This window comes from Enterobacter sp. BIDMC93, from assembly GCF_001037805.1.
GTDB classification, from domain to species: domain Bacteria; phylum Pseudomonadota; class Gammaproteobacteria; order Enterobacterales; family Enterobacteriaceae; genus Enterobacter; species Enterobacter hormaechei_C.
In genome coordinates, this window is record NZ_KQ089962.1 from 1,403,757 (window position 1) to 1,427,957 (window position 24,201).

Annotated in this window: 18 protein-coding genes; 13 read left to right on the forward strand and 5 right to left on the reverse strand. The window is 56.2% G+C overall.

Going from position 1 to position 24,201, the window contains the following annotated elements:
• The first annotated feature begins 26 nt into the window (after positions 1 to 26).
• The 4 genes from relA (at position 27) to eno (ending at position 6,359) form a co-directional block, all read left to right on the forward strand.
• Entirely contained in the window at positions 27 to 2,258 is a 2,232-nt protein-coding gene (relA, locus tag SK58_RS06640; protein ID WP_003862722.1) for a GTP diphosphokinase, read from the forward strand.
• A 67-nt stretch (positions 2,259 to 2,325) separates the two neighbouring features.
• Positions 2,326 to 3,117: a nucleoside triphosphate pyrophosphohydrolase gene (mazG, locus tag SK58_RS06645; protein ID WP_048219560.1), complete on the forward strand. Its 792-nt coding sequence runs from the start codon at positions 2,326 to 2,328 to the stop codon at positions 3,115 to 3,117.
• A gap of 223 nt (positions 3,118 to 3,340) precedes the next feature.
• On the forward strand, positions 3,341 to 4,978 hold the full coding sequence (gene pyrG, locus SK58_RS06650; protein ID WP_003862718.1) for a glutamine hydrolyzing CTP synthase: 1,638 nt from the start codon (positions 3,341 to 3,343) through the stop codon (positions 4,976 to 4,978).
• Between the two features lie 82 nt (positions 4,979 to 5,060).
• On the forward strand, positions 5,061 to 6,359 hold the full coding sequence (eno, locus tag SK58_RS06655; RefSeq protein WP_006811784.1) for a phosphopyruvate hydratase: 1,299 nt from the start codon (positions 5,061 to 5,063) through the stop codon (positions 6,357 to 6,359).
• Between the two features lie 52 nt (positions 6,360 to 6,411).
• On the opposite strand, the gene SK58_RS06660 is transcribed toward eno, so the two are convergent.
• Positions 6,412 to 7,236: a MurR/RpiR family transcriptional regulator gene (locus SK58_RS06660; RefSeq protein ID WP_015571725.1), complete on the reverse strand. Its 825-nt coding sequence runs from the start codon at positions 7,234 to 7,236 to the stop codon at positions 6,412 to 6,414.
• A gap of 167 nt (positions 7,237 to 7,403) precedes the next feature.
• On the opposite strand from SK58_RS06660, the gene SK58_RS06665 reads away from it, so the two are divergent.
• The 3 genes from SK58_RS06665 to queE are packed head-to-tail and all read left to right on the forward strand — an operon-like array spanning position 7,404 to position 10,396.
• A complete protein-coding gene (locus SK58_RS06665; RefSeq protein WP_015571724.1) occupies positions 7,404 to 8,963 on the forward strand; it encodes a maltose/glucose-specific PTS transporter subunit IIC in 1,560 nt (519 codons plus the stop codon).
• A complete protein-coding gene (locus SK58_RS06670) occupies positions 8,963 to 9,670 on the forward strand; it encodes an N-acetylmannosamine-6-phosphate 2-epimerase (protein WP_048219562.1) in 708 nt (235 codons plus the stop codon). The genes SK58_RS06665 and SK58_RS06670 overlap by 1 nt, the downstream gene beginning before the upstream one ends.
• 54 nt (positions 9,671 to 9,724) lie before the next feature.
• Complete coding sequence (queE, locus tag SK58_RS06675) at positions 9,725 to 10,396, forward strand: 7-carboxy-7-deazaguanine synthase QueE (RefSeq protein ID WP_015571722.1); 672 nt, start codon at positions 9,725 to 9,727, stop codon at positions 10,394 to 10,396.
• Between the two features lie 17 nt (positions 10,397 to 10,413).
• Here the strand turns inward: queE and SK58_RS06680 are convergent, their stop codons facing one another.
• Entirely contained in the window at positions 10,414 to 11,811 is a 1,398-nt protein-coding gene (locus tag SK58_RS06680; protein WP_017382823.1) for an MFS transporter, read from the reverse strand.
• A gap of 27 nt (positions 11,812 to 11,838) precedes the next feature.
• Entirely contained in the window at positions 11,839 to 13,008 is a 1,170-nt protein-coding gene (locus tag SK58_RS06685; RefSeq protein ID WP_015571720.1) for a M20 aminoacylase family protein, read from the reverse strand.
• Positions 13,009 to 13,179: 171 nt separating this feature from the next.
• Here SK58_RS06685 and SK58_RS06690 point away from each other — a divergent pair, with 171 nt between their 5' ends.
• Positions 13,180 to 15,534, forward strand: a complete 2,355-nt coding sequence (locus SK58_RS06690) for a helix-turn-helix domain-containing protein (RefSeq protein WP_040118041.1) — start codon at positions 13,180 to 13,182, stop codon at positions 15,532 to 15,534.
• Here the strand turns inward: SK58_RS06690 and queD are convergent.
• The gene (gene queD / locus SK58_RS06695) at positions 15,519 to 15,884 is read right to left on the reverse strand and encodes a 6-carboxytetrahydropterin synthase QueD (protein WP_006811776.1); all 366 of its coding nucleotides are present in this window, start codon (positions 15,882 to 15,884) and stop codon (positions 15,519 to 15,521) included. The genes SK58_RS06690 and queD overlap by 16 nt on opposite strands.
• A gap of 303 nt (positions 15,885 to 16,187) precedes the next feature.
• Between queD and cysJ the strand changes: the two genes are divergently transcribed.
• The 3 genes from cysJ (at position 16,188) to cysH (ending at position 20,539) form a co-directional block, all read left to right on the forward strand.
• Positions 16,188 to 17,993 (forward strand): NADPH-dependent assimilatory sulfite reductase flavoprotein subunit, encoded by a 1,806-nt coding sequence (gene cysJ, locus SK58_RS06700; RefSeq protein WP_032654820.1) that lies wholly within the window; start codon positions 16,188 to 16,190, stop codon positions 17,991 to 17,993.
• Positions 17,993 to 19,705, forward strand: coding sequence for an assimilatory sulfite reductase (NADPH) hemoprotein subunit (cysI, locus tag SK58_RS06705; RefSeq protein ID WP_015571717.1), 1,713 nt, complete (start codon positions 17,993 to 17,995; stop codon positions 19,703 to 19,705). The genes cysJ and cysI overlap by 1 nt, the downstream gene beginning before the upstream one ends.
• Before the next feature lie 99 nt (positions 19,706 to 19,804).
• The gene (gene cysH / locus SK58_RS06710; protein ID WP_017382820.1) at positions 19,805 to 20,539 is read left to right on the forward strand and encodes a phosphoadenosine phosphosulfate reductase; all 735 of its coding nucleotides are present in this window, start codon (positions 19,805 to 19,807) and stop codon (positions 20,537 to 20,539) included.
• A 95-nt stretch (positions 20,540 to 20,634) separates the two neighbouring features.
• On the opposite strand, the gene SK58_RS06715 is transcribed toward cysH, so the two are convergent.
• Positions 20,635 to 21,678, reverse strand: a complete 1,044-nt coding sequence (locus tag SK58_RS06715; protein ID WP_015571715.1) for an aminopeptidase — start codon at positions 21,676 to 21,678, stop codon at positions 20,635 to 20,637.
• Between the two features lie 237 nt (positions 21,679 to 21,915).
• Here SK58_RS06715 and cysG point away from each other — a divergent pair, with 237 nt between their 5' ends.
• Together cysG and cysD are read left to right on the forward strand one after the other, a co-directional pair.
• Positions 21,916 to 23,274 (forward strand): siroheme synthase CysG, encoded by a 1,359-nt coding sequence (cysG, locus tag SK58_RS06720; protein WP_023304331.1) that lies wholly within the window; start codon positions 21,916 to 21,918, stop codon positions 23,272 to 23,274.
• Positions 23,275 to 23,283: 9 nt separating this feature from the next.
• Positions 23,284 to 24,192 (forward strand): sulfate adenylyltransferase subunit CysD, encoded by a 909-nt coding sequence (gene cysD / locus SK58_RS06725; protein WP_006811770.1) that lies wholly within the window; start codon positions 23,284 to 23,286, stop codon positions 24,190 to 24,192.
• Positions 24,193 to 24,201: the final 9 nt, after the last annotated feature.

Consider the following 24,201-nt stretch of genomic DNA (forward strand, 5'->3'; position numbering starts at 1 on the left):
GGCCCTTGTCCCTAAAGGAGAGGACGATGGTTGCGGTAAGAAGTGCACATTTAAATAAAGCTGGTGAGTTTGACCCTCAAAAATGGATCGCAAGTCTGGGGATTTCCAGCCAGCAGTCGTGTGAACGCTTAACCGAAACCTGGGCCTATTGTTTACGCACAACGCAGGGGCATCCGGACGCTGAACTGCTGTTGTGGCGCGGCGTGGAGATGGTTGAAATTCTCTCCATGCTGAACATGGATATCGAAACGCTACAGGCCGCACTGCTGTTCCCCCTGGCGGACGCCGACGTGGTGACGGAAGACGTCCTGCGTGAAAGCGTCGGCCAGTCCGTCGTGGCGCTTATCCACGGCGTGCGTGACATGGCAGCCATTCGTCAGCTTAAAGCCGCGCAAACGGACTCTGTCTCTTCCGAGCAGGTGGATAACGTCCGTCGCATGCTGCTGGCGATGGTAGATGATTTCCGCTGCGTGGTGATCAAGCTGGCCGAACGGGTTGCCCATCTGCGTGAAGTGAAGGATGCGCCGGAAGACGAGCGCGTCCTGGCCGCTAAAGAGTGTACGAATATCTATGCGCCGCTGGCGAACCGTCTCGGTATCGGGCAACTGAAGTGGGAGCTGGAAGATTACTGCTTCCGCTATCTGCATCCGGCGGAATACAAACGCATTGCAAAATTGCTGCACGAACGCCGCATTGACCGCGAGCACTATATCGAGGAATTTGTCAGCGGGCTGCGCCAGTCGATGAAAGAGGAGAATGTGCGCGCCGAGGTCTACGGGCGTCCGAAGCACATCTACAGCATCTGGCGCAAAATGCAGAAGAAACATCTCGCCTTTGACGAGCTGTTTGACGTGCGCGCCGTACGTATCGTGGCAGAGCGTCTCCAGGACTGCTATGCCGCGCTGGGGATAGTGCATACTCACTTCCGCCATCTGCCGGATGAGTTCGATGACTACGTCGCCAACCCCAAACCAAACGGCTATCAGTCTATTCATACCGTGGTGCTCGGCCCTGGCGGCAAAACGGTGGAAATTCAGATCCGTACCAAACAGATGCACGAAGACGCCGAGCTGGGCGTGGCGGCGCACTGGAAATACAAAGAGGGTACCTCCGGCGGCGGTCGCTCCGGTCACGAGGACCGTATCGCCTGGCTGCGTAAGCTGATTGCGTGGCAGGAAGAGATGGCCGACTCCGGCGAAATGCTCGACGAAGTGCGCAGTCAGGTCTTCGACGATCGCGTCTACGTCTTTACCCCGAAAGGGGATGTTGTTGATTTGCCGGCAGGCTCCACGCCGCTCGATTTCGCCTACCACATCCACAGCGATGTGGGGCACCGTTGCATCGGGGCGAAGATCGGCGGACGTATCGTACCGTTTACCTACCAGCTCCAGATGGGCGATCAGATTGAAATCATCACCCAGAAGCAGCCAAACCCAAGCCGCGACTGGCTGAATCCGAACCTCGGTTACGTTACCACCAGCCGTGGGCGCTCTAAAATCCACGCCTGGTTCCGCAAGCAGGATCGTGACAAGAACATCCTTGCCGGTCGTCAGATCCTGGACGACGAGCTGGAACATATCGGGATAAGCCTGAAAGAGGCGGAGAAGTTCCTGCTGCCACGCTACAACTTCAACGAGCTCGACGAACTGTTAGCGGCGATTGGTGGCGGCGATATCCGCCTGAACCAGATGGTGAACTTCCTGCAAGCGCAGTTCAACAAGCCAAGCGCAGCGGAGCAGGATGCGGCGGCGCTGAAACAGCTCCAGCAGAAAACCTACGCTCCGCAGCAGCGCAGCAAGGACAATGGCCGCGTGGTGGTTGAAGGGGTGGGTAACCTCATGCACCATATTGCCCGCTGCTGCCAGCCGATCCCGGGAGACGATATTGTCGGCTTTATCACCCAGGGGCGTGGCATCTCGATTCACCGCTCCGACTGCGATCAGCTTGCAGAGCTGCAATCGCATGCGCCGGAACGTATCGTGGAAGCCGTCTGGGGGGAGAGCTACTCGGCGGGTTACTCGCTGGTGGTGCGCGTCACTGCCAACGACCGCAGCGGCCTGCTGCGCGACATCACCACCATTCTCGCCAACGAGAAGGTCAACGTGCTGGGCGTTGCCAGCCGCAGCGATACCCGCGAGCAGCTTGCCACCATCGATATGACTATCGAAATCTATAACCTTCAGGTGCTGGGCCGCGTACTCGGCAAACTGAATCAGGTGCCGGATGTGATTGACGCGCGTCGTCTGCACGGCGGCTAAACATCCTCTTCTGTAGGCCGGGTAAGGCAACGCCGCCACCCGGCTCAGGCATTTAATGGAATCTGTTATGACTCAAATCGACCGCCTGCTTGGCATCATGAAACGCCTGCGCGATCCGGAAAACGGCTGCCCGTGGGATAAAGAGCAGACTTTCGCCACCATTGCGCCTTACACGCTGGAAGAGACCTACGAAGTGCTGGACGCGATTTCGCGCGAAGATTTCGACGACCTGCGCGGTGAGCTGGGCGACCTGCTGTTCCAGGTTGTGTTCTACGCGCAGATGGCGCAGGAAGAGGGGCGCTTTAACTTTGACGATATCTGCGCCGCTATCAGCGACAAGCTGGAGCGTCGTCATCCGCATATTTTTGGCGATGCCTCCGCAGGCAACAGTGCGGAAGTGCTGGCGCGCTGGGAGCAGATAAAAAGCGCCGAACGCGCTGAAAAATCCCAGCACTCGACGCTGGACGACATTCCCCTGAACCTTCCCGCGCTGATGCGCGCGCACAAAATTCAAAAGCGCTGCTCGGCGGTAGGGTTTGACTGGAACTCTCTCGGCCCGGTGCTGGAAAAAGTGCACGAAGAGATCGACGAAGTGATGCATGAAGCGCAGCAGGCCGTTGTGGATGAAGCAAAGCTGGAAGAGGAGATGGGCGATCTGCTGTTTGCGACCGTCAACCTTTCGCGCCACCTCGGTGTAAAAGCGGAAACCGCCCTGCAAAAAGCGAACATTAAATTCGAGCGACGCTTTCGCGAAGTTGAGCGGATTGTGGCCTCGCGCGGTCTGGAAATGAGCGGGATTGACCTCGACGCGATGGAAGAAGTCTGGCATGAAGTAAAACGCCAGGAACATGATCTCTAACGAGATTTTGCGATCAAGCGCAATTTGTGTGATTTTTTAAATGACAAGCGCTTGATTTGCGTCAAAAAAATTTACCCAAAAGGGGCTATTTTCTCACTCCTTATGTTTGTCATGGCCTGGAGTGGAGACGGAGAATGAAAGTTTGTGGCGCTCGTCGTGTTCGGGTATACTACTTTCCCGTCCTGGTTATTCCATCGTTTCACCCTAACTTCTCAGGTTCAGCATGACAACGAACTATATTTTTGTGACCGGCGGGGTCGTATCCTCTCTGGGTAAAGGCATTGCCGCAGCCTCCCTCGCAGCCATTCTTGAAGCCCGTGGCCTCAATGTGACCATGATGAAACTGGATCCGTACATCAACGTCGATCCTGGCACCATGAGCCCAACCCAACACGGGGAAGTGTTCGTTACTGAAGACGGCGCTGAAACCGATCTGGATCTTGGCCACTACGAGCGTTTCATCCGTACCAAAATGACCCGTCGTAACAACTTTACGACTGGCCGTATCTACTCTGACGTTCTGCGTAAAGAGCGCCGTGGTGACTACCTGGGCGCGACCGTGCAGGTCATCCCACACATCACTAACGCCATTAAAGAGCGTGTCCTTGCCGGTGGCGAAGGGCATGACGTTGTGCTGGTTGAAATCGGCGGTACCGTAGGGGATATCGAATCCCTGCCGTTCCTCGAAGCGATTCGTCAGCTGGCGGTAGATATTGGTCGTGAGCACGCGCTGTTCATGCACCTGACGCTGGTGCCTTACATGGCGGCGGCAGGTGAAGTGAAAACCAAACCGACTCAGCACTCTGTTAAAGAGCTGCTCTCCATCGGTATTCAGCCTGACATCCTGGTTTGCCGTTCCGATCGCGCGATTCCGGCAAACGAACGCGCGAAAATTGCATTGTTCTGTAACGTGCCTGAAAAAGCCGTTATTTCAATGAAAGATGTCGATTCCATTTATAAAATCCCGGGCCTGTTGAAATCACAGGGTCTGGACGATTATATTTGTAAACGATTCAGCTTGAACTGTCCGGAAGCTAACCTGTCTGAATGGGAGCAGGTGATTTACGAAGAAGCCAATCCGGGCGGCGAAGTGACTATCGGTATGGTCGGCAAGTACATCGAACTGCCAGATGCCTATAAGTCAGTTATCGAAGCGCTGAAACACGGTGGTCTGAAGAATCGCGTCTCTGTGAACATCAAGCTGATTGATTCACAGGATGTGGAGACGCGCGGCGTTGAAATTCTTAAAGATCTGGATGCTATCCTCATCCCTGGCGGCTTCGGCTACCGTGGTGTTGAAGGCAAGATCGCCACTGCACGCTATGCGCGTGAAAACAATATTCCATACCTCGGTATCTGCCTGGGTATGCAGGTTGCGCTGATTGAATTTGCGCGCAACGTAGCGGGAATGGAAAACGCGAACTCTACGGAATTTGTGCCAGACTGTAAGTACCCTGTTGTGGCGCTGATTACGGAATGGCGCGACGAAGACGGTAACGTCGAAGTCCGTACCGAGAAGAGCGATCTGGGTGGCACCATGCGTCTTGGCGCACAGGCCTGCCAGCTGTCCGACGATAGCGTGGTACGCAAGCTGTACGGCGAGCCGGTCATCACCGAGCGCCATCGTCACCGCTATGAAGTCAACAACATGTTGTTGAAACAAATTGAAGCTGCGGGTCTGCGTGTTGCGGGCCGTTCCGGGGATGATCAGTTAGTCGAGATCATCGAAGTGCCTAACCATCCGTGGTTCGTGGCCTGCCAATTCCACCCGGAATTTACTTCTACGCCGCGTGACGGGCATCCGCTGTTTGCAGGCTTCGTGAAAGCCGCCAGCGAGTACCAGAAGCGTCAGGCGAAGTAAAAAAAGTTAGAACGGCAACGCGTACCTTTGGTACGCGTTGTTTGTCTGGAGTTTTAGTTTAACTTGTACTGAGGAAAATCTAATGTCCAAAATCGTTAAAGTCATCGGTCGTGAAATCATCGACTCCCGTGGTAACCCGACCGTTGAAGCTGAAGTTCATCTGGAAGGTGGTTTCGTCGGTATGGCAGCGGCTCCATCAGGTGCTTCTACAGGTTCCCGCGAAGCGCTGGAACTGCGTGATGGCGACAAATCCCGTTTCATGGGCAAAGGCGTACTGAAAGCGGTTGGCGCTGTTAACGGTCCTATTGCTCAGGCTATCGTTGGCAAAGATGCTAAAGATCAGGCTGGCATCGACAAGATCATGATCGATCTGGACGGTACTGAAAACAAATCTAACTTCGGTGCGAACGCAATCCTGGCCGTTTCCCTGGCGAACGCCAAAGCGGCAGCGGCAGCTAAAGGCATGCCACTGTTCGAGCACATCGCTGAACTGAACGGCACCCCAGGCAAATACTCCATGCCTGTACCAATGATGAACATCATCAACGGTGGTGAGCACGCAGACAACAACGTTGATATTCAGGAATTCATGATTCAGCCAGTTGGCGCGAAAACCCTGAAAGAAGCGGTACGTATGGGTTCTGAAGTGTTCCACAACCTGGCTAAAGTTCTGAAAGCTAAAGGCATGAACACGGCTGTTGGTGACGAAGGCGGCTACGCGCCAAACCTGGGTTCTAACGCAGAAGCACTGGCTGTTATCGCTGAAGCAGTTAAAGCAGCAGGCTACGAGCTGGGCAAAGACATCACCCTGGCGATGGACTGCGCAGCATCTGAATTCTACAAAGACGGTAAATACGTTCTGGCCGGCGAAGGCAACAAAGCGTTCACCTCTGAAGAGTTCACCCACTTCCTGGAAGACCTGACCAAACAGTACCCAATCGTTTCTATCGAAGACGGTCTGGACGAGTCTGACTGGGATGGTTTCGCATACCAGACCAAAGTACTGGGCGACAAAATCCAGCTGGTTGGTGACGATCTGTTCGTAACCAACACCAAGATCCTGAAAGAAGGCATCGAGAAAGGCATCGTTAACTCCATCCTGATCAAATTCAACCAGATCGGTTCTCTGACCGAAACGCTGGCTGCGATCAAAATGGCGAAAGACGCTGGCTACACCGCGGTTATCTCTCACCGTTCTGGCGAAACTGAAGACGCTACCATCGCTGACCTGGCTGTTGGTACCGCTGCTGGCCAGATCAAAACCGGTTCTATGAGCCGTTCTGACCGTGTTGCTAAATACAACCAGCTGATTCGTATCGAAGAAGCGCTGGGCGAAAAAGCACCTTACAACGGTCGTAAAGAGATCAAAGGCCAGGCATAAGCCTGAACCTTCGTTCTTATGAAAAAACCCGCTTCGGCGGGTTTTTTGTTTTCTATAGCAGAAGCGGCAACGTGGCGCTTGCCGTTTGCTGGCTAACGTCACCGTAATGGCTGTCTACTGCAATAAGGGAAGTGGTTAGCAGTTCAACCAGTAGCATCACGCCAACCTTGGCGTTGAGCGCACCCGCGCTCAGCGGTCCCTCGGGTTTGGCTGCAACCAGCTGTAAATCGCTCAGGGAGGCCAGCGGGCTGCGAGGCGTATTGCTGAGTGCCAGTACCTTAACGCCCCTCTTGCGGGCGAGTTTCACCACGTGAAGCAGATCCCGTGTAGAGCCGGAACTTGAGATGGCCACCACCAGCGTCTCTTTCGAGAGCGTCGTCGCATTCATGGCGGCGCGATGCATATCGCTAAACAGCTGTGCAGGTTTGCCGAGTCGCAGCAGCTTGTAATGCAAATACTCCCCCAGAATCGCGCTGGCCGCCACTCCGTAAATTTGCACTGACTGCGCCTGATGCAGGGCCAGTGTCGCCTGTTCAAGCTGGGCCCGGTCGAGGAGTTTTGCGGTATCTTGCAGCGCCTGGACAGACTCATCCACCACGTTATCTATTGCATCTCCTGCCTGACGCTCCGGCAAACCCTGCTGAATATCCAGCGCAAGCGCCATTTTAAATTCGTTATATCCCTTACAGCCCAGCGTGCGGCAAAGGCGTGTGACGCTGGCCTCGCTGGTGCCGCTTTCACGCGCCAGCTCGGTGATCGTCAGGTAGAGCACCCTGGCAGGATCGTTGAGGACAAACTCCCCCAGTTTTTGTTGCGTTGGGCTGTACCCGGAAGCCTCCTGGCGTAGCTTCAGCAGCAGGTTTTCATGGTCCGACATGCTAGATCCTTAATGCGTTTCTCTGCCAACTAGTGTGGCGGAAAGCGGGGGAGAGATGCCAGTCATTTCGAAAAAGTATGATCGGTGTCCTGGTTTTTGGTGGTAATTTTCACAATTAAAAATATATATGGTAAAAATTTTCATCAATAACCAGGGGGGATAAAAAAATGATGCAAATGTTCAGCGGAGCGTCTTCCGGCGGATGGTTTGAAAAAGCGCAGCGCTTCGGCAAATCCTTTATGTTACCCATCGCCATACTGCCCGCAGCAGGTCTGTTGCTGGGGATCGGCGGGGCGCTATCGAATCCGAATACGCTTACCGCGTATCCATTTTTAGACGTTGGCTGGCTACAGGCCATCTTTACCATCATGAGCAGCGCAGGCTCGATTGTGTTTGCAAACCTGTCGGTACTGTTTGCTGTTGGGGTCGCCGTTGGGCTGGCAAAAAATGATAAAGGCACGGCAGGGCTGGCGGCGTTACTCGCTTATCTGGTGATGAATGCCACTATCAATGCGCTGCTGATCCTGACCGGAAAACTGGCGCATGAGAACCCGGGCGCCGTAGGGCAGGGCATGACGCTGGGTATTCAGACGCTTGAAACGGGCGTGTTTGGCGGGGTAGTTATTGGGCTGGTGACCTGCGCACTGCATCATCGGTTTAATAAAATCGCGCTTCCGCAATTCCTGGGCTTTTTTGGCGGCTCACGCTTCGTTCCCATTATCAGCTCACTGGCGGCGATACTCGTCGGCGCGCTGATGACCGTGGTCTGGCCGAATTTTCAGAAGCTGATCTTTGGCCTCGGCGGGCTGGTGGATGCCACCGGCTATCTGGGGACGTTGCTGTACGGCTTCATCCTGCGCATGCTTGGCCCGTTTGGTTTGCACCACATCTTCTATCTTCCGTTCTGGACCACCGCGCTTGGCGGCAGTGAAATTGTTAACGGTCACCTGGTTGAGGGCACGCAGCGGATCTTCTTCGCCCAGCTCGCCGACCCGAACACGCAGCATTTCTATGAGGGCACGTCGCGCTTCATGTCCGGGCGCTTTATTACCATGATGTTTGGTCTGCTCGGCGCCTGCCTTGCGATGTACCACACGGCCAGGCCGGAGAACAAAAAGCGGGTTGCCGGGCTGCTGCTCTCTGCGGCGTTAACCTCATTCCTGACGGGAATTACCGAGCCCATAGAGTTCTCATTCCTGTTTATTGCCCCGGTGCTGTACGTCATTCATGCGCTGTTTGACGGGCTGGCGTTCATGCTCGCGCACATGCTGCACATCACCATCGGACAAACATTCTCCGGCGGGTTTATTGATTTCGTGCTGTTCGGCATTTTGCAGGGGGAAGCGAAAACTAACTGGATGTTCGTCCCGCTGGTGGGCGTACCGTGGTTCTTCCTTTACTACTGTACCTTCCGCTATCTGATCAAACGTTTTGATTTTGCCACGCCGGGCCGTGAAAAGGAGGCGTTGGCTGACGAGGCTACCCTGCCGCAAAGCGAGCGCGCCGCGGCGGTGATCGCCGGGCTGGGAGGAAAAGACAATCTGGATGACGTTGACTGCTGCGCCACGCGCCTTCGCGTCACGGTGAAAGACGGTAGCAAAGTCAATGAATCTGCACTGAAAGCGACCGGCGCCCGCGGCGTAATCGTCCGCGGCAACGGTGTCCAGGTCATCTATGGACCGCACGTCACCATTATCAAAAACGAAGTAGAAGAGATCTTATCGTAATGAAAACTGTACTGGATAACCTGAAAGGAAAACTGGTCGTCTCCTGCCAGGCGCTGGAAAACGAACCGCTGCACAGCCCGTTTATTATGTCGCGAATGGCGCTGGCGGCGGCCCAGGGCGGTGCCGCTGCGATCCGCGCCAATAGCGTGGTGGATATTGAGGCTATCAAAGGGCTGGTCTCACTGCCGGTAATCGGCATCATCAAACGAGACTATCCGGACAGCGAGGTGTTCATCACCGCAACGCTCAAAGAAGTGGATGAGTTGATGGCGGTCGGCCCGGAGATCGTTGCGCTGGATGCGACCGCCCGGAAACGGCCCGGTGGCGGATCGCTGGACAAGCTGATCGCGCAGATCCGCACCCGTTACCCTTCGCTGCTGCTGATGGCGGATATTGCCACCGTGCAGGAGGCCGTGACCGCGCAGGCGCTGGGGTTTGATTGCGTCGGAACCACCCTTTACGGTTATACGGCGGAGACTGCGGGCCATTCGCTACCGGAAAATGACTGCGCGTTTTTGAAAGAGGTGCTGTCTGCCGTCACGATCCCCGTGATTGCTGAAGGTAACGTGGATACGCCTGAACGCGCGGCCAGGTGTCTGACGCTGGGGGCGCACACGGTTGTCGTCGGCGGGGCGATCACCCGACCACAGCAAATTACGGAACGGTTTATGGCGGCAATTGGCGCGCAAAGCACCGATGGAGCATGATCATCTGACGGGGATCTGCGATACTTATCGTTTATCCCCTTAACAGAGTTGACTATGCAGTACCCGATTAACGAGATGTTCCAGACCCTGCAAGGCGAGGGTTACTTTACCGGCGTTCCCGCTATCTTTATTCGTTTACAGGGATGCCCGGTTGGCTGCGCCTGGTGTGATACCAAACATACGTGGGATAAGCTCGCAGATCGGGAAGTGTCGCTGTTCAGCATTCTGGCGAAAACCAAAGAGAGCGATAAATGGGGCGCGGGCAGCGCGGAAGATCTGCTTGCCATTATTAGTCGTCAGGGCTGGACGGCGCGGCATGTGGTGATCACCGGCGGGGAACCCTGCATTCACGATCTGATGCCGCTCACCGAACTGCTCGAGAAGAACGGCTATAGCTGTCAGATCGAAACCAGCGGCACCCATGAAGTGCGCTGCTCCCATTCAACGTGGGTTACGGTTTCACCAAAAGTGAATATGCGCGGCGGGTATGACGTACTGTCGCAGGCGCTTGAGCGTGCTGATGAGATCAAACATCCGGTGGGGCGCGTGCGTGACATCGAAGCGCTGGATGAACTGCTGGCGACGCTGACGGACGAAAAGCAGCGCGTGATCGCGCTACAGCCTATCAGCCAGAAAGACGATGCGACCCGTCTGTGCATTGAAACCTGTATCGCCCGCAACTGGCGGCTGTCGATGCAGACGCACAAATATCTGAACATTGCCTGATACTTTTGTGGCCCCGCTTAACGCGGGGCTTTTGTTGTTGGCAGTAAAGCCCAGGTCACGACTGCCGACCCAAGGCAAATCGCACTGTTGAAAAGCAAGGCATACTGCGCGGCACTGGCCGTTCCCATCGGCAGCCATAGCGCGTACAGCGATGCGGTGACCGCGATACCCATTGCGCCGCCCAGGGAACTGCCCATCTTATAGATCCCAGAAGCCACCCCCACTTTGTTTTCAGGGGCATTCATTACCGCCGTGTCCGTTGAGGGCGTGGCGTAACATCCGAGCCCCAGCCCGAATAAAATATTGCTCAGAAAAACGGTAACAATGTAGACCTCTTTGCTTAAGAAGGTGCATGAAATCAGCGAAATACCTGTTGCGGTCAGCAGCGGGCCGGTCATCATCGGCAGCCTGGCGCCATAGCGCTGAAGCAGTTTTTCACCCACCCGGATCATCGCCAGTACGGTAACCAGATACCCCAGCGTCATCATGCCTGTCTGTAGCGGTGACAGATGATGGCCTTGCTGCAACCAGATGCTGGCGATCATCATGGTGCCAATGCAGCCGTTGAGCAGGAAATTTGAGAATACCGAGGCGCTATAGGCCCGGTTTTTAAACAGGGCGAAATCGATCAGCGCCGCATCGCCTTTCCGCCGCCCGGTAACGATAAAGCACATCAGTGCAATCACGGCTCCACACAGTACAAGAAGCGATAAACTGCTGCTCCAGCCCCAGCTGTGTCCTTTGCTGATAAACAGATTGAACAGCACCAGCATAAGGACAAAACTCACCAGGCCGCTGATATCCAGTTTGTGTCGACACGCATCAGGGCTGCGGCTTTCCGGCGTGGCGCGGATAAGCAATAGCGCGACCAGAGCCACCACCATCGACAGAATAAAAATCCAGCGCCAGCCCAGCGTGGTGGCGATGGCGCCTCCCACAAACGAGCTCAGGCCACTCCCGCCCCATGAACCGATAACCCAGAAACTGATTGCGCGCTGGCGTGCTTTACCTTCATACCAGGTTTTAATCAGCGCCAGCGTGGCGGGCATAATGCAGGCCGCTGATAGCCCCTGTATCGCTCGTCCCAACAGAAACAGGACGGGCTCCCATGAAATGAACAGCAGACCACTCCCGATCATGCTCAGGATCAGGCCAATCATGGTCAGGCGCATGCGCCCAAACTTATCGGCAAACCCACCGCAGGCGACGACAAAACAGCCGCTGAACAACGCGCTCAGGCTGACGGCCAGCGTAAGGGTTTCGAGGGCAATATCGAGGCTATTCTGCATGGCCGGAACCACGTTGATAACCGACTGGGCAAACAGCCAGAATGTCAGAACGCTCATGACGATACCCGCCAGCAGCCGATCGTTACCGGCGTAGGCGGATGCGCCTGTCAGGGAAACGGTACTCATAGTGCAGCCCTCCCGGGAAGGTGCGAATCAGCGCAGATAGTGTTCGGTCAGTGCGGCCCACAGCGCCGCGCCGGTGAGGAGAATGTTGTCGTTAAAGTCGTAGCCCGGGTTATGTACCATGCAGCGGTCAGGCTCATCCCCGGCGCCAAGCGTGAAATAGCATCCATTGGGATTTTTCTCGAGCATGAAAGCAAAGTCCTCGCTGCCCATAAACGCATTGACCTCCGCGACGGCATCCTGACCGAACAGATCGGTGGCGACGCTGCGCACCATCTCGTTGGCTTGCGGATTGTTTTTCAGCACCGGGCTGCCGTTAATGTGTCGAATGGTGGCCGTCGCATTGAAACTTTCCGCCTGTGCAACGGCGATATCATGGATACGCTGTAGCACGGTTTGCCGCACGCGTTCATCCAGCGTGCGTACGGTAAGTTTCATCAACACTTTGTCGTTGATAATGTTAGGGGCGTGCCCGGCCTGAATGCTGCCTACGGTAACGACGGCTGGCTGGAAGGGGGTAATGTTGCGCGAAACAATGGACTGCAACGCGATAGTGATATGACAGGCAACCAGGGTGGCGTCAACGGTATGTTCTGGCACCGCGCCGTGACCACCCACGCCGTTAACCTCAATATGAAGGGTGTCGGAAGAGGCCATCATGGCGCCATCGCGCAGACCAATTTTTCCGAGGGGCTGTGACGGCATATTGTGCAGACCAAAGATGTGGTCGCAGGGGAACAGGTCAAACAAACCGTCCTCTACCATAACGCGTCCGCCATACAGAAGTTCTTCCGCGGGCTGAAAAATAAGGTGCAGCGTGCCGTTAAAATTACGGGTGCGTGCCAGGTACTCCGCTGCATACAGGAGCGTTGTGGTGTGGCCGTCATGACCGCAGCCGTGGAATTTACCCTCAACGGTACTGCTCCACGCCTTGCCGTTGTTTTCCTGCATTGGCAGCGCATCCATATCGGCGCGCAGGCCCAGGCGTTTATGCCCGTTACCCACCTTCAGTGTGCCGACCACACCGGTTTTCGCCAGGCCGCGATGAACCTCATATCCCCATTCCTGAAGCAGAGCTGCAACGCGATCGCTCGTGTTGTGCTCCTCAAAACCAATTTCAGGATGCTGATGAAAATAGTGACGTAATTCAGTGAACCGGGCTTCGTTGCCACGCAGAGCTTCGATAATTGGATGTGTCATTTTTGTTATCCTTTTTCTGCCAAACGATGATAATTTCGAGTCTATGACGATCGTCCCGCCTGAAAATGCATTTTTTTGTTGTAAAGCGACGGCTTTATTTTGATTGTTTTTCATACAATTCAGTTATGACAAAAAAGATCAGGTCATTTTTTGTCTTTGGTGAGGGGTAAGATGGCGCAATGGGGAGATGAGTTTTGGATAGAGATTCAGGACATTCGCCACTGCGTGGAGGATGAAGGCGATACGCTAACGTTGCTCTGGGTGCTGGAAGGGCGGGCAGAGCTGAACACCGAAGTGGGACATGACATCCTGGAGGCCAATACCCTTGCTATCATCAACCGTCATCGGCGCTGGCAGTTCACGAGCGAAACGGCAAATGTCACCCTGCGCGTAACCCTTTCCGGGCGCTGGGTCGTCCAGCTCTGCAATGATTTTTTTGCCCATGATTATGCTGTACCGGCAGAAGCCGGAGGCGTCTGGCCCCAATGCGATGCGCTTCGCGATCTGCTGCGCCAGCTTCTTGTGGTCACCCTCATCAACGACCCGCACCGCTACCGGCTGGAGGCGTACCGCTGGCTGAGCGAGATATTGCTGTTGCTGACCAGCCGCTTTCAACAGCCCGCTCGTATGCTGTCCCGGGAACTTTCCTCAGCGCACAGCAAACGCATCGCCCGGGTGATAGAGCGGATCAATGCCAGTTATTCCCGCCGTATTACGCTTGCGGAAATCGCCGCGAGTGAATATGTCTCTGAAGCCTGGCTCTCTCGTCTCTTTCGCAAGGAGGTGGGGATCAGTTTCATGCAGTACATCACCCACCTGCGGCTGGAAAAGGCGGCCGACGCTCTCCGGCTGACGAACCGACCGCTGCATCAGATTGCGCTTGAGCAGGGTTTCGCCAGCACGCGTATGATGAGCGATCGGTTCAGGCGTGTTCACAATATGTCTCCGGGTGAGTTTCGTAAGGCCCGGCGCCAGCACCCGGAGGCGGCACGTATTCGGACGGACAGGCGTGAGCAGCGCTATCCGGTCGCCGTGGACAAGCTGTTTAGCCTGCTCAATGAACCGGTGGCGCGCGGTTGGGGAGCCTCGCCGCTCATCGTTCATCCGCAGCAGGAGCAGAGCCTGGATCTTGAGCAGCTTAATCCTCTTTCTGCCTCGCTGCGCCGTATGCGGGTGGTCATTACCCTGCGTGAGCTCGACGATTTGCTGCGTGAGGACGTTCGACAAAATCTGGAGGCGATAAATGAGGCCATTCCCATTGAGGGGATTGATATCGCCGAACCTTTTCTCAGCAGTCGTCTGTTTGCCACCGGGTGGGATGACCCCCAGATGGCGGGCTACGCCTGCTGGTACAATCTGCATCAGCTCTTCACCTGGCTGGCAAAAAAGCAGTGGACGGTGCTACTGCACACCGGCGTAACGACCCGTCGCGATCTTCTTACCCGTTTTTTACAACAGTCGGTTAATCATTTTTCGCCAGAGATCACCGCGGGCTGGCACTTCGTCATGCACTGGTCAACACAGGCGAGTGAGGAGACCCGGGAGCAGGTCTGGCTGGCCCAGCAAAAGGCAATACGAACTTATCTTCCGCAGGCAAAGTTTGGTTTATGGCACCGATTTGCCCCCGTCAGCGCGGGCGTAAGCGACGATACCCTGTTCAGTTCAGCCATCCTGATGCAGGCCGATTTTCTTGCCTGTTCGGCCGATGCCAATGAGCTTCTCGATCCCGCGCAGCTGGAGGCAACCCCTCTCTCCTCAACGGAAAATTATCCGATACTGAAGGTCCGCCAGATCCTCGCCGCCCTTCGCCTGCGTAAATGTTCGCTTCCCGTCTGGCTTCTCTCCTGGAATACCCTCACCGGCAACACGCGGGCGACAAACGGCTGGTTTTTTCGTGGGGCGCTGCTGATGCAGAACCTGCTCGGGCTTTCGGAGCAGGTCTGGCTGGCGGGATTCTGGCTCAATTCTGGCCTTCAGGGAGAAGCTCGTGCGAACAACACCATCGATACCTCAAGCCTGGCGCTACAGTATAACCATGGTCTGCCGCGTCCGGTTTATTGGGTACTCTGGCTCTGGCAACGTCTGCGGGGCGAGGTGCTGGTCAATGATAAGCGTGTCCTGCTTACGCGCCATCGCAATGGTTATCAGCTGTTGCTGCGTAATGTGGTGGTTTTTAATCCGCTCCTTTCCAGTGAAGAAGCATTCATCCAGCGTTTTCGCCAGCAGTATCATTTACACCTGAAGGGAATGCGCGGTAAATGGCGAATTAAATGTCATCTGTTTGATCAGCACAACGGCGCGCTCTATCCGTTACTTGAAGGGGTTGGCAGCGAAAGCGGCCCTGATGAAGAGATGTGGCGCTGGATAGCGCATAAAGCGCGTCCAACGCTTTCCGTACGCGATGAACGCCTTTATGACGGCTGGCAACTGAGTGAATCACTGGAGAGTAATGCGCTGGTGCTCTACGAGTTTACGCCGCTCGTGCCTCGTGAGGCCGCAACGGAGGAGATTCACTCCCCGCGGTAGACGCAGCCTGCCGTGCAGGTCTCTTTGATCATCACTGCGCTCAGCAGCGGGACCAGCGGTTTCATCTGATCCCAAATCCATTTCGCCAGCACTTCGCTGGTCGGGTTTTCAAGGCCCGGAATATCATTCAGATAGTAGTGATCGAGACGATCGTAGGTCGGCTTAAACGCAGCCTTCAGTTCGGCAAAGTCCATGATCCAGCCCGTATGGGGATCGACTTCACCGGTGATTTCAAGACGCACCATAAACGAGTGTCCATGCAGGCGGCCACATTTGTGCCCGGCAGGAACGTGTGGAAGGTGGTGTGCGGCTTCGAAGGTGAAATCTTTAAACAGTGTGGTGGACATCATAGCTCTCAGGAATGCGGAAAAAACCGCCGCATAGTACCGGAAAGCACAATTTTTATCATTAACTAAAACGGCTCTGAATGGTCACCGCCTCGTATTCATGGTGTTTATCGGCCTTTATTGTTTTATTTCAAATAGTTATTTAATCGCTTTTATCGTTAAGAACGATAACTAAAACAGGTTAGTCCATTTGGTTATTTATTATTTCCATCCCTTCTTTAATTGTTATTATCCCCGCCGTTAACCTTATCTTCAGTTTGGATTTATTCGCTTAAAGTCCGCTTTGCTACTGGAACATAACGACGCATGACAACACAGGCCCCACCTTCAAATTTGCTTCCCCTTAACCCGGAGCAACTGGCGCGCCTACAGGCCGCGACTTCCGATTTTTCACCCACCCAGCTCGCCTGGGTCTCCGGCTATTTCTGGGGAATGCTCAATCAGCAGCCGGGTGCTGTGGCTGGCGTCCCGCCAACGGCCGTTGAAATTCCTGCCATCACGCTTATCTCCGCTTCGCAAACGGGTAATGCCCGTCGTGTGGCCGAAGCGCTGCGTGATGACCTGCTCGCCGCGAAGCTGAACGTCAACCTGGTCAACGCCGGGGATTATAAATTCAAACAGATCGCGTCAGAAAAACTGCTGGTGGTGGTGGCCTCAACGCAGGGGGAAGGTGAGCCTGCGGAAGAAGCCGTCGCGCTGCATAAGTTCCTGTTCTCGAAAAAAGCGCCCAGGCTGGAGGGCACCGCCTTTGCCGTCTTCGGCCTCGGTGATACGTCCTATGAATTTTTCTGCCAGTCCGGTAAAGACTTCGACAGCAAGCTGGCGGAGCTGGGTGCAGAGCGCCTGCTGGATCGCGTAGACGCTGATGTCGAATACCAGGCCGCCGCCGCCGAATGGCGGACGCGCATCGTTGAGGTGCTGAAGGCCCGCGTCCCGAAAGAGACGCCAGCGCAAGCCGCCGTTACCGCAGCGGGCACCGTCAACGAAATCCACACCAGCCCTTACACGAAAGAGGCGCCGCTGACGGCGAGCCTGTCGGTAAACCAGAAAATCACGGGCCGTGATTCGGAAAAAGACGTGCGCCATATCGAAATCGATCTCGGTGACTCCGGCCTGCGTTATCAGCCTGGCGATGCGCTGGGCGTCTGGTATCAGAACGATCCGGCGCTGGTGAAAGAGCTGGTCGAGCTGCTGTGGCTGAAAGGCACGGAGCCGGTCCAGGTGGAAGGTAAAACCTTACCGCTCTCTGAGGCGCTTCAGTGGCATTTCGAGCTGACGGTGAACACCGCCAACATCGTTGAAAACTTCGCCACCTTAACGCGCAGCGAGTCCCTTCTGCCGCTGGTGGGGGACAAGACGAAGTTACAGCATTACGCCGCGACGACGCCGATTGTCGACATGGTGCGTTTCTCCCCGGCACAGCTGGATGCCGACGCGCTGATCGGCCTGCTGCGTCCGCTGACGCCGCGTCTTTACTCCATCGCCTCTTCACAGGCGGAAGTGGAAAACGAAGTCCACATCACCGTTGGCGTGGTGCGTTACGACATCGAAGGCCGCGCGCGGGCGGGCGGGGCGTCGGGCTTCCTGGCCGACCGCGTGGAAGAAGAGGGCGAGGTGCGCGTCTTTATCGAACACAACGACAACTTCCGCCTGCCGGCGAACCCGGAAACGCCGGTGATCATGATTGGCCCGGGCACCGGCATCGCACCGTTCCGCGCCTTTATGCAGCAGCGTGCAGCGGACGAGGCGCCGGGTAAAAACTGGCTGTTCTTCGGCAACCCGCATTTTACTGAAGATTTCCTCTACCAGGTTGAATGGCAGCGCTACGTCAAAGAGGGCGTGCTGACCCGCATCGATCTGGCCTGGTCCCGCGATCAGAAAGAAAAAGTATACGTACAAGACAAACTGCGCGAACAGGGCGCAGAGCTGTGGCGCTGGATCAATGACGGCGCCCACATTTATGTCTGCGGCGACGCCAATCGCATGGCGAAAGACGTTGAGCAGGCACTGCTGGAAGTGATTGCCGAATTCGGCGGTATGGATGCCGAAACGGCGGATGAATTTTTAAGTGAGCTGCGCGTAGAGCGCCGTTATCAGCGAGATGTCTACTAATGAGCGAAAAACATCCTGGCCCACTGGTGGTCGAAGGCAAACTGTCTGATGCCGAGCGCATGAAGGTAGAGAGCAACTACCTGCGCGGTACCATTGCCGAAGATTTAAATGACGGCCTGACCGGCGGTTTCAAAGGCGACAACTTCCTGCTGATCCGTTTCCACGGTATGTACCAGCAGGACGACCGCGATATCCGCGCCGAACGTGCCGAACAGAAGCTGGAGCCGCGTCATGCGATGCTGCTGCGCTGCCGCCTGCCGGGTGGCATCATCACCACCAAACAGTGGCAGGCGATCGACAAGTTTGCCGGTGAAAACACGATTTACGGCAGCATCCGTCTGACTAACCGTCAGACCTTCCAGTTCCACGGCATTCTGAAGAAAAACGTCAAGCCGGTGCACCAGATGCTGCACTCCGTGGGGCTGGACGCGCTGGCGACCGCCAACGACATGAACCGTAACGTGCTTTGCACCTCGAACCCGTATGAGTCCGAGCTGCACGCCGAAGCGTACGAGTGGGCGAAGAAGATCTCCGAGCACCTGCTGCCACGCACGCGTGCCTATGCGGAGATCTGGCTCGATCAGGAGAAAGTCGCGACCACGGACGAAGAGCCGATCCTCGGTCAGACCTACCTGCCGCGCAAATTCAAGACCACGGTGGTTATCCCGCCGCAGAACGATATCGACCTGCACGCCAACGACATGAACTTCGTGGCGATTGCCGAAAATGGCAAGCTGGTCGGCTTTAACCTGCTGGTGGGCGGCGGTTTGTCCATCGAGCATGGGAACAAGAAAACCTACGCCCGCACCGCGAGCGAGTTCGGCTTCCTGCCGCTGGAGCACACGCTGGCCGTGGCTGAGGCGGTGGTTACTACCCAGCGCGACTGGGGCAACCGTACCGACCGTAAAAACGCGAAAACCAAATACACCCTGGAGCGTGTAGGCGTCGAGACGTTCAAAGAAGAAGTGGAGCGTCGCGCGGGGATCAAGTTTGAGCCGATCCGCCCTTACGAATTCACCGGTCGCGGCGATCGCATTGGCTGGGTGAAAGGTATCGATAATAAATGGCACCTGACGCTGTTTATTGAAAACGGTCGTATTCTGGATTATCCGGGCCGCCCGCTGAAAACCGGTCTGCTGGAAATTGCTAAGATCCATAAAGGCGAGTTCCGCATTACCGCCAACCAGAACCTGATTATTGCCGGCGTGCCGGAAAGCCAGAAGGCGAAGATCGAGAAGCTGGCGCGCGATCATGGGTTGATGAATGCGGTTAAACCGCAGCGTGAAAACTCGATGGCCTGCGTGTCGTTCCCGACCTGCCCGCTGGCGATGGCCGAAGCGGAACGTTTCCTGCCGTCCTTCACTGATAAAGTGGAAGCGATTCTGGAAAAACACGGTATTCCGGACGAGCATATTGTTATGCGCGTCACCGGCTGCCCGAACGGCTGCGGTCGCGCGATGCTGGCCGAGCTGGGTCTGGTGGGCAAAGCGCCGGGTCGTTACAACGTGCACCTTGGCGGCAACCGTATGGGGACGCGCATTCCGCGTATGTACCGTGAAAATATTACGGAACCGGAAATTCTTGATTCCATCGACGAGCTTGTCGGGCGCTGGGCGAAAGAGCGCGAAGCGGGTGAAGGCTTCGGCGACTTTACGGTGCGTGCGGGCATCATTCGCCCGGTGCTCGATCCCGCCAGGGATTTCTGGGAGTAACGCATCCTTTGCCCGGTGGCGCTTCGCTTACCGGGCCTACGGGTTTTGTAGGCCGGGCAAACGCAGTGCCGCCCGGCAAAACAGGCAAACGAGGTTCTTATGTCCGTACTCGATCTTAACGCCCTTAATGACCTGCCAAAAGTCGAACGCATTCTGGCCCTGGCAGAAACCAACGCCCAGCTGGAAAAACTCGACGCCGAAGGGCGCGTGGCGTGGGCGCTGGAAAACCTGCCGGGTGACTATGTGCTGTCGTCAAGCTTTGGCATCCAGGCGGCGGTCAGCCTGCACCTGGTGAATCGGATCCGCCCGGACATTCCGGTGATCCTCACCGATACCGGCTATCTGTTCCCGGAGACCTACCAGTTTATTGACGAGCTGACGGACAAGCTCAAGCTTAACCTCAAAGTTTACCGCGCGACGGAAAGCGCGGCCTGGCAGGAGGCGCGCTACGGCAAGCTGTGGGAACAGGGCGTTGAGGGCATTGAGAAATACAATGAGATCAACAAGGTCGAGCCGATGAACCGGGCGCTGAAAGAGTTGAACGCTCAGACCTGGTTCGCGGGCCTGCGCCGCGAGCAGTCCGGGAGCCGGGCAACGCTGCCGGTGCTGGCGGTGCAGCGCGGCGTGTTCAAAGTGCTGCCGATCATCGACTGGGATAACCGCACGGTGTACCAGTATCTGCAAAAGCACGGGCTGAAGTACCATCCGCTGTGGGATCAAGGCTACCTGTCGGTAGGCGACACCCATACCACGCGTAAATGGGAACCGGGAATGGCGGAAGAAGAGACGCGATTCTTTGGGCTGAAGCGCGAGTGCGGGCTGCACGAAGGGTAATGTTTTTTCGCCCGGTGGCGGCTACGCCTTACCGGGTCTACAACGGCACGAAACGTAGGCCCGGTAAGGCGTAGCCGCCACCGGGCTTAACGACATCAGGCTTTCCCCGCTTTCGCCAGCTCCTTCACCAGCGGCAGCATCACCTTCACGACATCCCGGCTGCGGTGCTCAATCCGCTGCGGCAGCGCTTTATCAATGTGCTGCTGATTATCCAGCCGCACATCATGCCAGCTGGTCCCGTCCGGAAAGGCTTTCGATTTGCTGCGCTGCTGATAGCCATCTTTTTTGCCCAGCGCCCAGTTTGTCGCCTCGACGTAAAGCACCGGAATGCCCGCCTTATCAAACACTTCACCGTCATTACAGCAGCCTGTGCCTTTAGGATACTGCGGGTTACCGCCCGGATTTGTCGCGGCATAGACGCCATGCGTGCGGGCAAGCGCCAGCGCGCGGTCGCGGGTGAGTTTACGTACGCTGCTCGGCGTGCTCTGTCCGCTATTAAAATAGAGCTTATCCCCCACGATCAGATTATCGAGGTTAATCACCAGCAACGTATTTTTCTTCTCCTCAGCGCTCATGCGCTTAAGGAGATTCTCAGCGCCGAGTTTTCCTTCTTCTTCGCCGCTGGTCGCAACAAAGCGAATGCTGTATTTCGTCGGAATATTCTTCAGGCGTTCGGCCAGCTCAAGCATCACGCCCAGACCCGCCGCATTGTCATCCAGTCCCTGAAGCGTCAGCCCGCCGAGGTTATTATCGACATCGGCGTCGCTCAACGGCGTGTAGGTATCAAGGTGCGCCATAATAATAATCTGCTCAGCCGCCTTTCCTTCGTGCGCCGCAATGACCGTGCTGCCGGTTACGTTATGCCAGTTTTGCGTTTTATTGCGTGTGGTATAGATGTAGCGGCTGTGGAAAGCGCGAATGTCGCTCTCATAGCCCATATCCGCAAATTGCTGACGGATATAGTCTGCTGAGAGCATCTCGGCTGGGGTTCCGGTCATACGGCCCGGAAAGACCGTCGCAATATGCCGCGCCTGCATACTGGCTATTTCACCGTAAGATTGATTTTTTGCCTGAGCCGGAAGGATAAAGCAAACGCCGAGCGCCAGGGCAACGAATCGGTGGCGCATTGCGGAAAACATAGTGAGTCCTTAAAAACAGAGCAAAATTTTAACCCGCATAGTATGAAACTGTGATCGGGTAGACACAATTTGAATTGCTCCTAAATGCCCGAAATTTCGCGTGTTAAGCACTTTTTGATATTTGCTTTTCCACGGCGTTATTCCATTGAGTAACTACTCATTCCAATTCGTAATTTCATTCGATCTAAGCCGCCCCCTATAGTCCCTTTATTCGTGGTTGTTAGTGAGTTGTTGCCTGTGGACTATCTCCCCCTTTTTGCTGCCTTAAAAGACCGACCGGTACTGGTTGTCGGGACGGGTGAAATTGCCGATCGCAAAATCGCCTTCCTGCAACGCGCCGGGGCGCAGGTGCAGATTGTTGCAGAGGCGGATTTTGAAGAGTCTCAGATCGACAGCGTGGTGCTGGTGATTGCGGCAACCGAAGATCGGGCGCTCAACCGCCGCATCTCCGACGCAGCCCAGGCCCGTCACCGTCTGGTGAACGTGGTAGACGACCAGCCGTTATGTTCATTTATCTTCCCGTCGATTGTCGACCGCTCGCCGTTGCTGGTGGCGATCTCCTCCGGCGGCACCGCCCCGGTGCTGGCGCGCGTGCTGCGGGAAAAAATCGAAGCGCTGCTGCCGACCAGCCTCGGACGCATGGCGGAGAAGGCCAGCTACTGGCGCAACCACCTGAAAACGCGTCTGACCAGCGTGACGGAACGCCGTCGCTTCTGGGAGCGTGTGTTTCGCGGCCGCTTTGCCAGCCTGATGCAGGCCGGTAACGAGACGGCGGCGCAACAAATTCTCGAAGACGAACTGGATAACCCCGGCAGTACGGGCGGGGAGATCATTCTGGTGGGCGCCGGGCCGGGCGATGCCGGGCTGCTCACGCTGCGTGGCCTCCAGGTTCTTCAGGATGCGGATGTCGTGTTCTATGACCACCTGGTCACCGACGGTATTCGCGAGCTGATCCGCCGTGACGCGGAGCAAATTTGCGTCGGCAAACGTGCCGGCGAGCACTCCGTGCCCCAGCACGACACCAACCAGATGCTGATTGCCGCTGCGAAAGCGGGCAAGACCGTGGTGCGCCTGAAAGGGGGCGACCCGTTTATCTTCGGTCGTGGTGGCGAGGAGTTGCAGGCGGCAGCCGAAGCGGGCGTTCCGTTTCAGGTGGTCCCAGGCATTACGGCGGCGTCTGCCGTTACGGCCTACGCCGGTATTCCGCTGACCCATCGCGATTACGCTCAGAGCGTGACCTTTGTGACCGGGCACTATAAAGCCGACAGCACGCCGTTTGACTGGTCGCATCTCGCCCAGAGCCGACAAACGCTGGCGATTTATATGGGCACGATGAAAGCGGCAGACATCAGCGAACAGCTTATTCAGCACGGTCGCGATGCGACGACGCCGGTAGCGGTGATCTCCCGCGGGACACGCGTCGATCAGCATGTCGCCATCGGCACCTTACAAGACCTTGCAACCCTGGCGAAAGACGCCCCAATGCCCGCCCTGATCGTGGTGGGAGAAGTGGTGCAGCTGCACAGCACGCTCGCCTGGTTCCAACACACAACCGACACAGAAGGCTTTGGCGCTTCTGTTATAAATTTGGCTTAAGGAACGGTTATGGACCAAAAACGACTTACTCACCTGCGGCAGCTCGAAGCGGAAAGTATCCACATTATCCGCGAAGTGGCCGCCGAGTTTTCTAACCCGGTGATGATGTACTCCATCGGTAAAGATTCCAGCGTCATGCTGCACCTGGCGCGTAAAGCGTTTTATCCGGGTACGCTGCCGTTCCCGCTGCTGCACGTGGATACCGGCTGGAAATTCCGCGAGATGTACGAGTTTCGTGACCGTACCGCCAAAGCCTACGGCTGCGAGCTGCTGGTGCACAAAAACCCGGAAGGGGTGGCGATGGGCATCAACCCGTTCGTGCACGGCAGCGCCAAGCATACCGACATCATGAAAACCGAAGGGCTGAAGCAGGCGCTGAATAAATACGGTTTTGATGCGGCCTTCGGCGGCGCGCGCCGTGACGAAGAGAAATCCCGCGCCAAAGAGCGTATCTACTCCTTCCGCGACCGCTTCCACCGCTGGGACCCGAAAAACCAGCGTCCGGAGCTGTGGCACAACTACAACGGCCAGATCAACAAGGGCGAAAGCATTCGCGTCTTCCCGCTCTCCAACTGGACCGAGCTGGATATCTGGCAGTACATCTATCTGGAAAATATTGAGATCGTTCCGCTGTATCTGGCGGCCGAACGCCCGGTGCTGGAGCGCGACGGCATGCTGATGATGATCGACGACGATCGCATTGATTTACAGCCGGGCGAAGTGATCAAAAAACAGATGGTCCGTTTCCGCACCCTCGGCTGCTGGCCGTTAACCGGCGCGGTGGAATCCAGTGCGCAGACGCTGCCGGAGATCATCGAGGAGATGCTGGTGTCGACCACCAGTGAGCGACAGGGCCGCGTGATTGACCGCGACCAGGCAGGCTCCATGGAGCTGAAGAAACGTCAGGGTTATTTCTAAGGAGCCGCC

What these genes read in the sequence shown, in the direction of transcription:
- relA (WP_003862722.1), top strand. Translation starts at nt 27, where the DNA reads ATGGTTGCGGTAAGAAGTGCACATTTAAATAAAGCTGGTGAGTTTGAC.
- mazG (WP_048219560.1), top strand. Translation starts at nt 2,326, where the DNA reads ATGACTCAAATCGACCGCCTGCTTGGCATCATGAAACGCCTGCGCGAT.
- pyrG (WP_003862718.1), top strand. Translation starts at nt 3,341, where the DNA reads ATGACAACGAACTATATTTTTGTGACCGGCGGGGTCGTATCCTCTCTG.
- eno (WP_006811784.1), top strand. Translation starts at nt 5,061, where the DNA reads ATGTCCAAAATCGTTAAAGTCATCGGTCGTGAAATCATCGACTCCCGT.
- SK58_RS06660 (WP_015571725.1), bottom strand. Translation starts at nt 7,236, where the DNA reads ATGTCGGACCATGAAAACCTGCTGCTGAAGCTACGCCAGGAGGCTTCC.
- SK58_RS06665 (WP_015571724.1), top strand. Translation starts at nt 7,404, where the DNA reads ATGATGCAAATGTTCAGCGGAGCGTCTTCCGGCGGATGGTTTGAAAAA.
- SK58_RS06670 (WP_048219562.1), top strand. Translation starts at nt 8,963, where the DNA reads ATGAAAACTGTACTGGATAACCTGAAAGGAAAACTGGTCGTCTCCTGC.
- queE (WP_015571722.1), top strand. Translation starts at nt 9,725, where the DNA reads ATGCAGTACCCGATTAACGAGATGTTCCAGACCCTGCAAGGCGAGGGT.
- SK58_RS06680 (WP_017382823.1), bottom strand. Translation starts at nt 11,811, where the DNA reads ATGAGTACCGTTTCCCTGACAGGCGCATCCGCCTACGCCGGTAACGAT.
- SK58_RS06685 (WP_015571720.1), bottom strand. Translation starts at nt 13,008, where the DNA reads ATGACACATCCAATTATCGAAGCTCTGCGTGGCAACGAAGCCCGGTTC.
- SK58_RS06690 (WP_040118041.1), top strand. Translation starts at nt 13,180, where the DNA reads ATGGCGCAATGGGGAGATGAGTTTTGGATAGAGATTCAGGACATTCGC.
- queD (WP_006811776.1), bottom strand. Translation starts at nt 15,884, where the DNA reads ATGATGTCCACCACACTGTTTAAAGATTTCACCTTCGAAGCCGCACAC.
- cysJ (WP_032654820.1), top strand. Translation starts at nt 16,188, where the DNA reads ATGACAACACAGGCCCCACCTTCAAATTTGCTTCCCCTTAACCCGGAG.
- cysI (WP_015571717.1), top strand. Translation starts at nt 17,993, where the DNA reads ATGAGCGAAAAACATCCTGGCCCACTGGTGGTCGAAGGCAAACTGTCT.
- cysH (WP_017382820.1), top strand. Translation starts at nt 19,805, where the DNA reads ATGTCCGTACTCGATCTTAACGCCCTTAATGACCTGCCAAAAGTCGAA.
- SK58_RS06715 (WP_015571715.1), bottom strand. Translation starts at nt 21,678, where the DNA reads ATGTTTTCCGCAATGCGCCACCGATTCGTTGCCCTGGCGCTCGGCGTT.
- cysD (WP_006811770.1), top strand. Translation starts at nt 23,284, where the DNA reads ATGGACCAAAAACGACTTACTCACCTGCGGCAGCTCGAAGCGGAAAGT.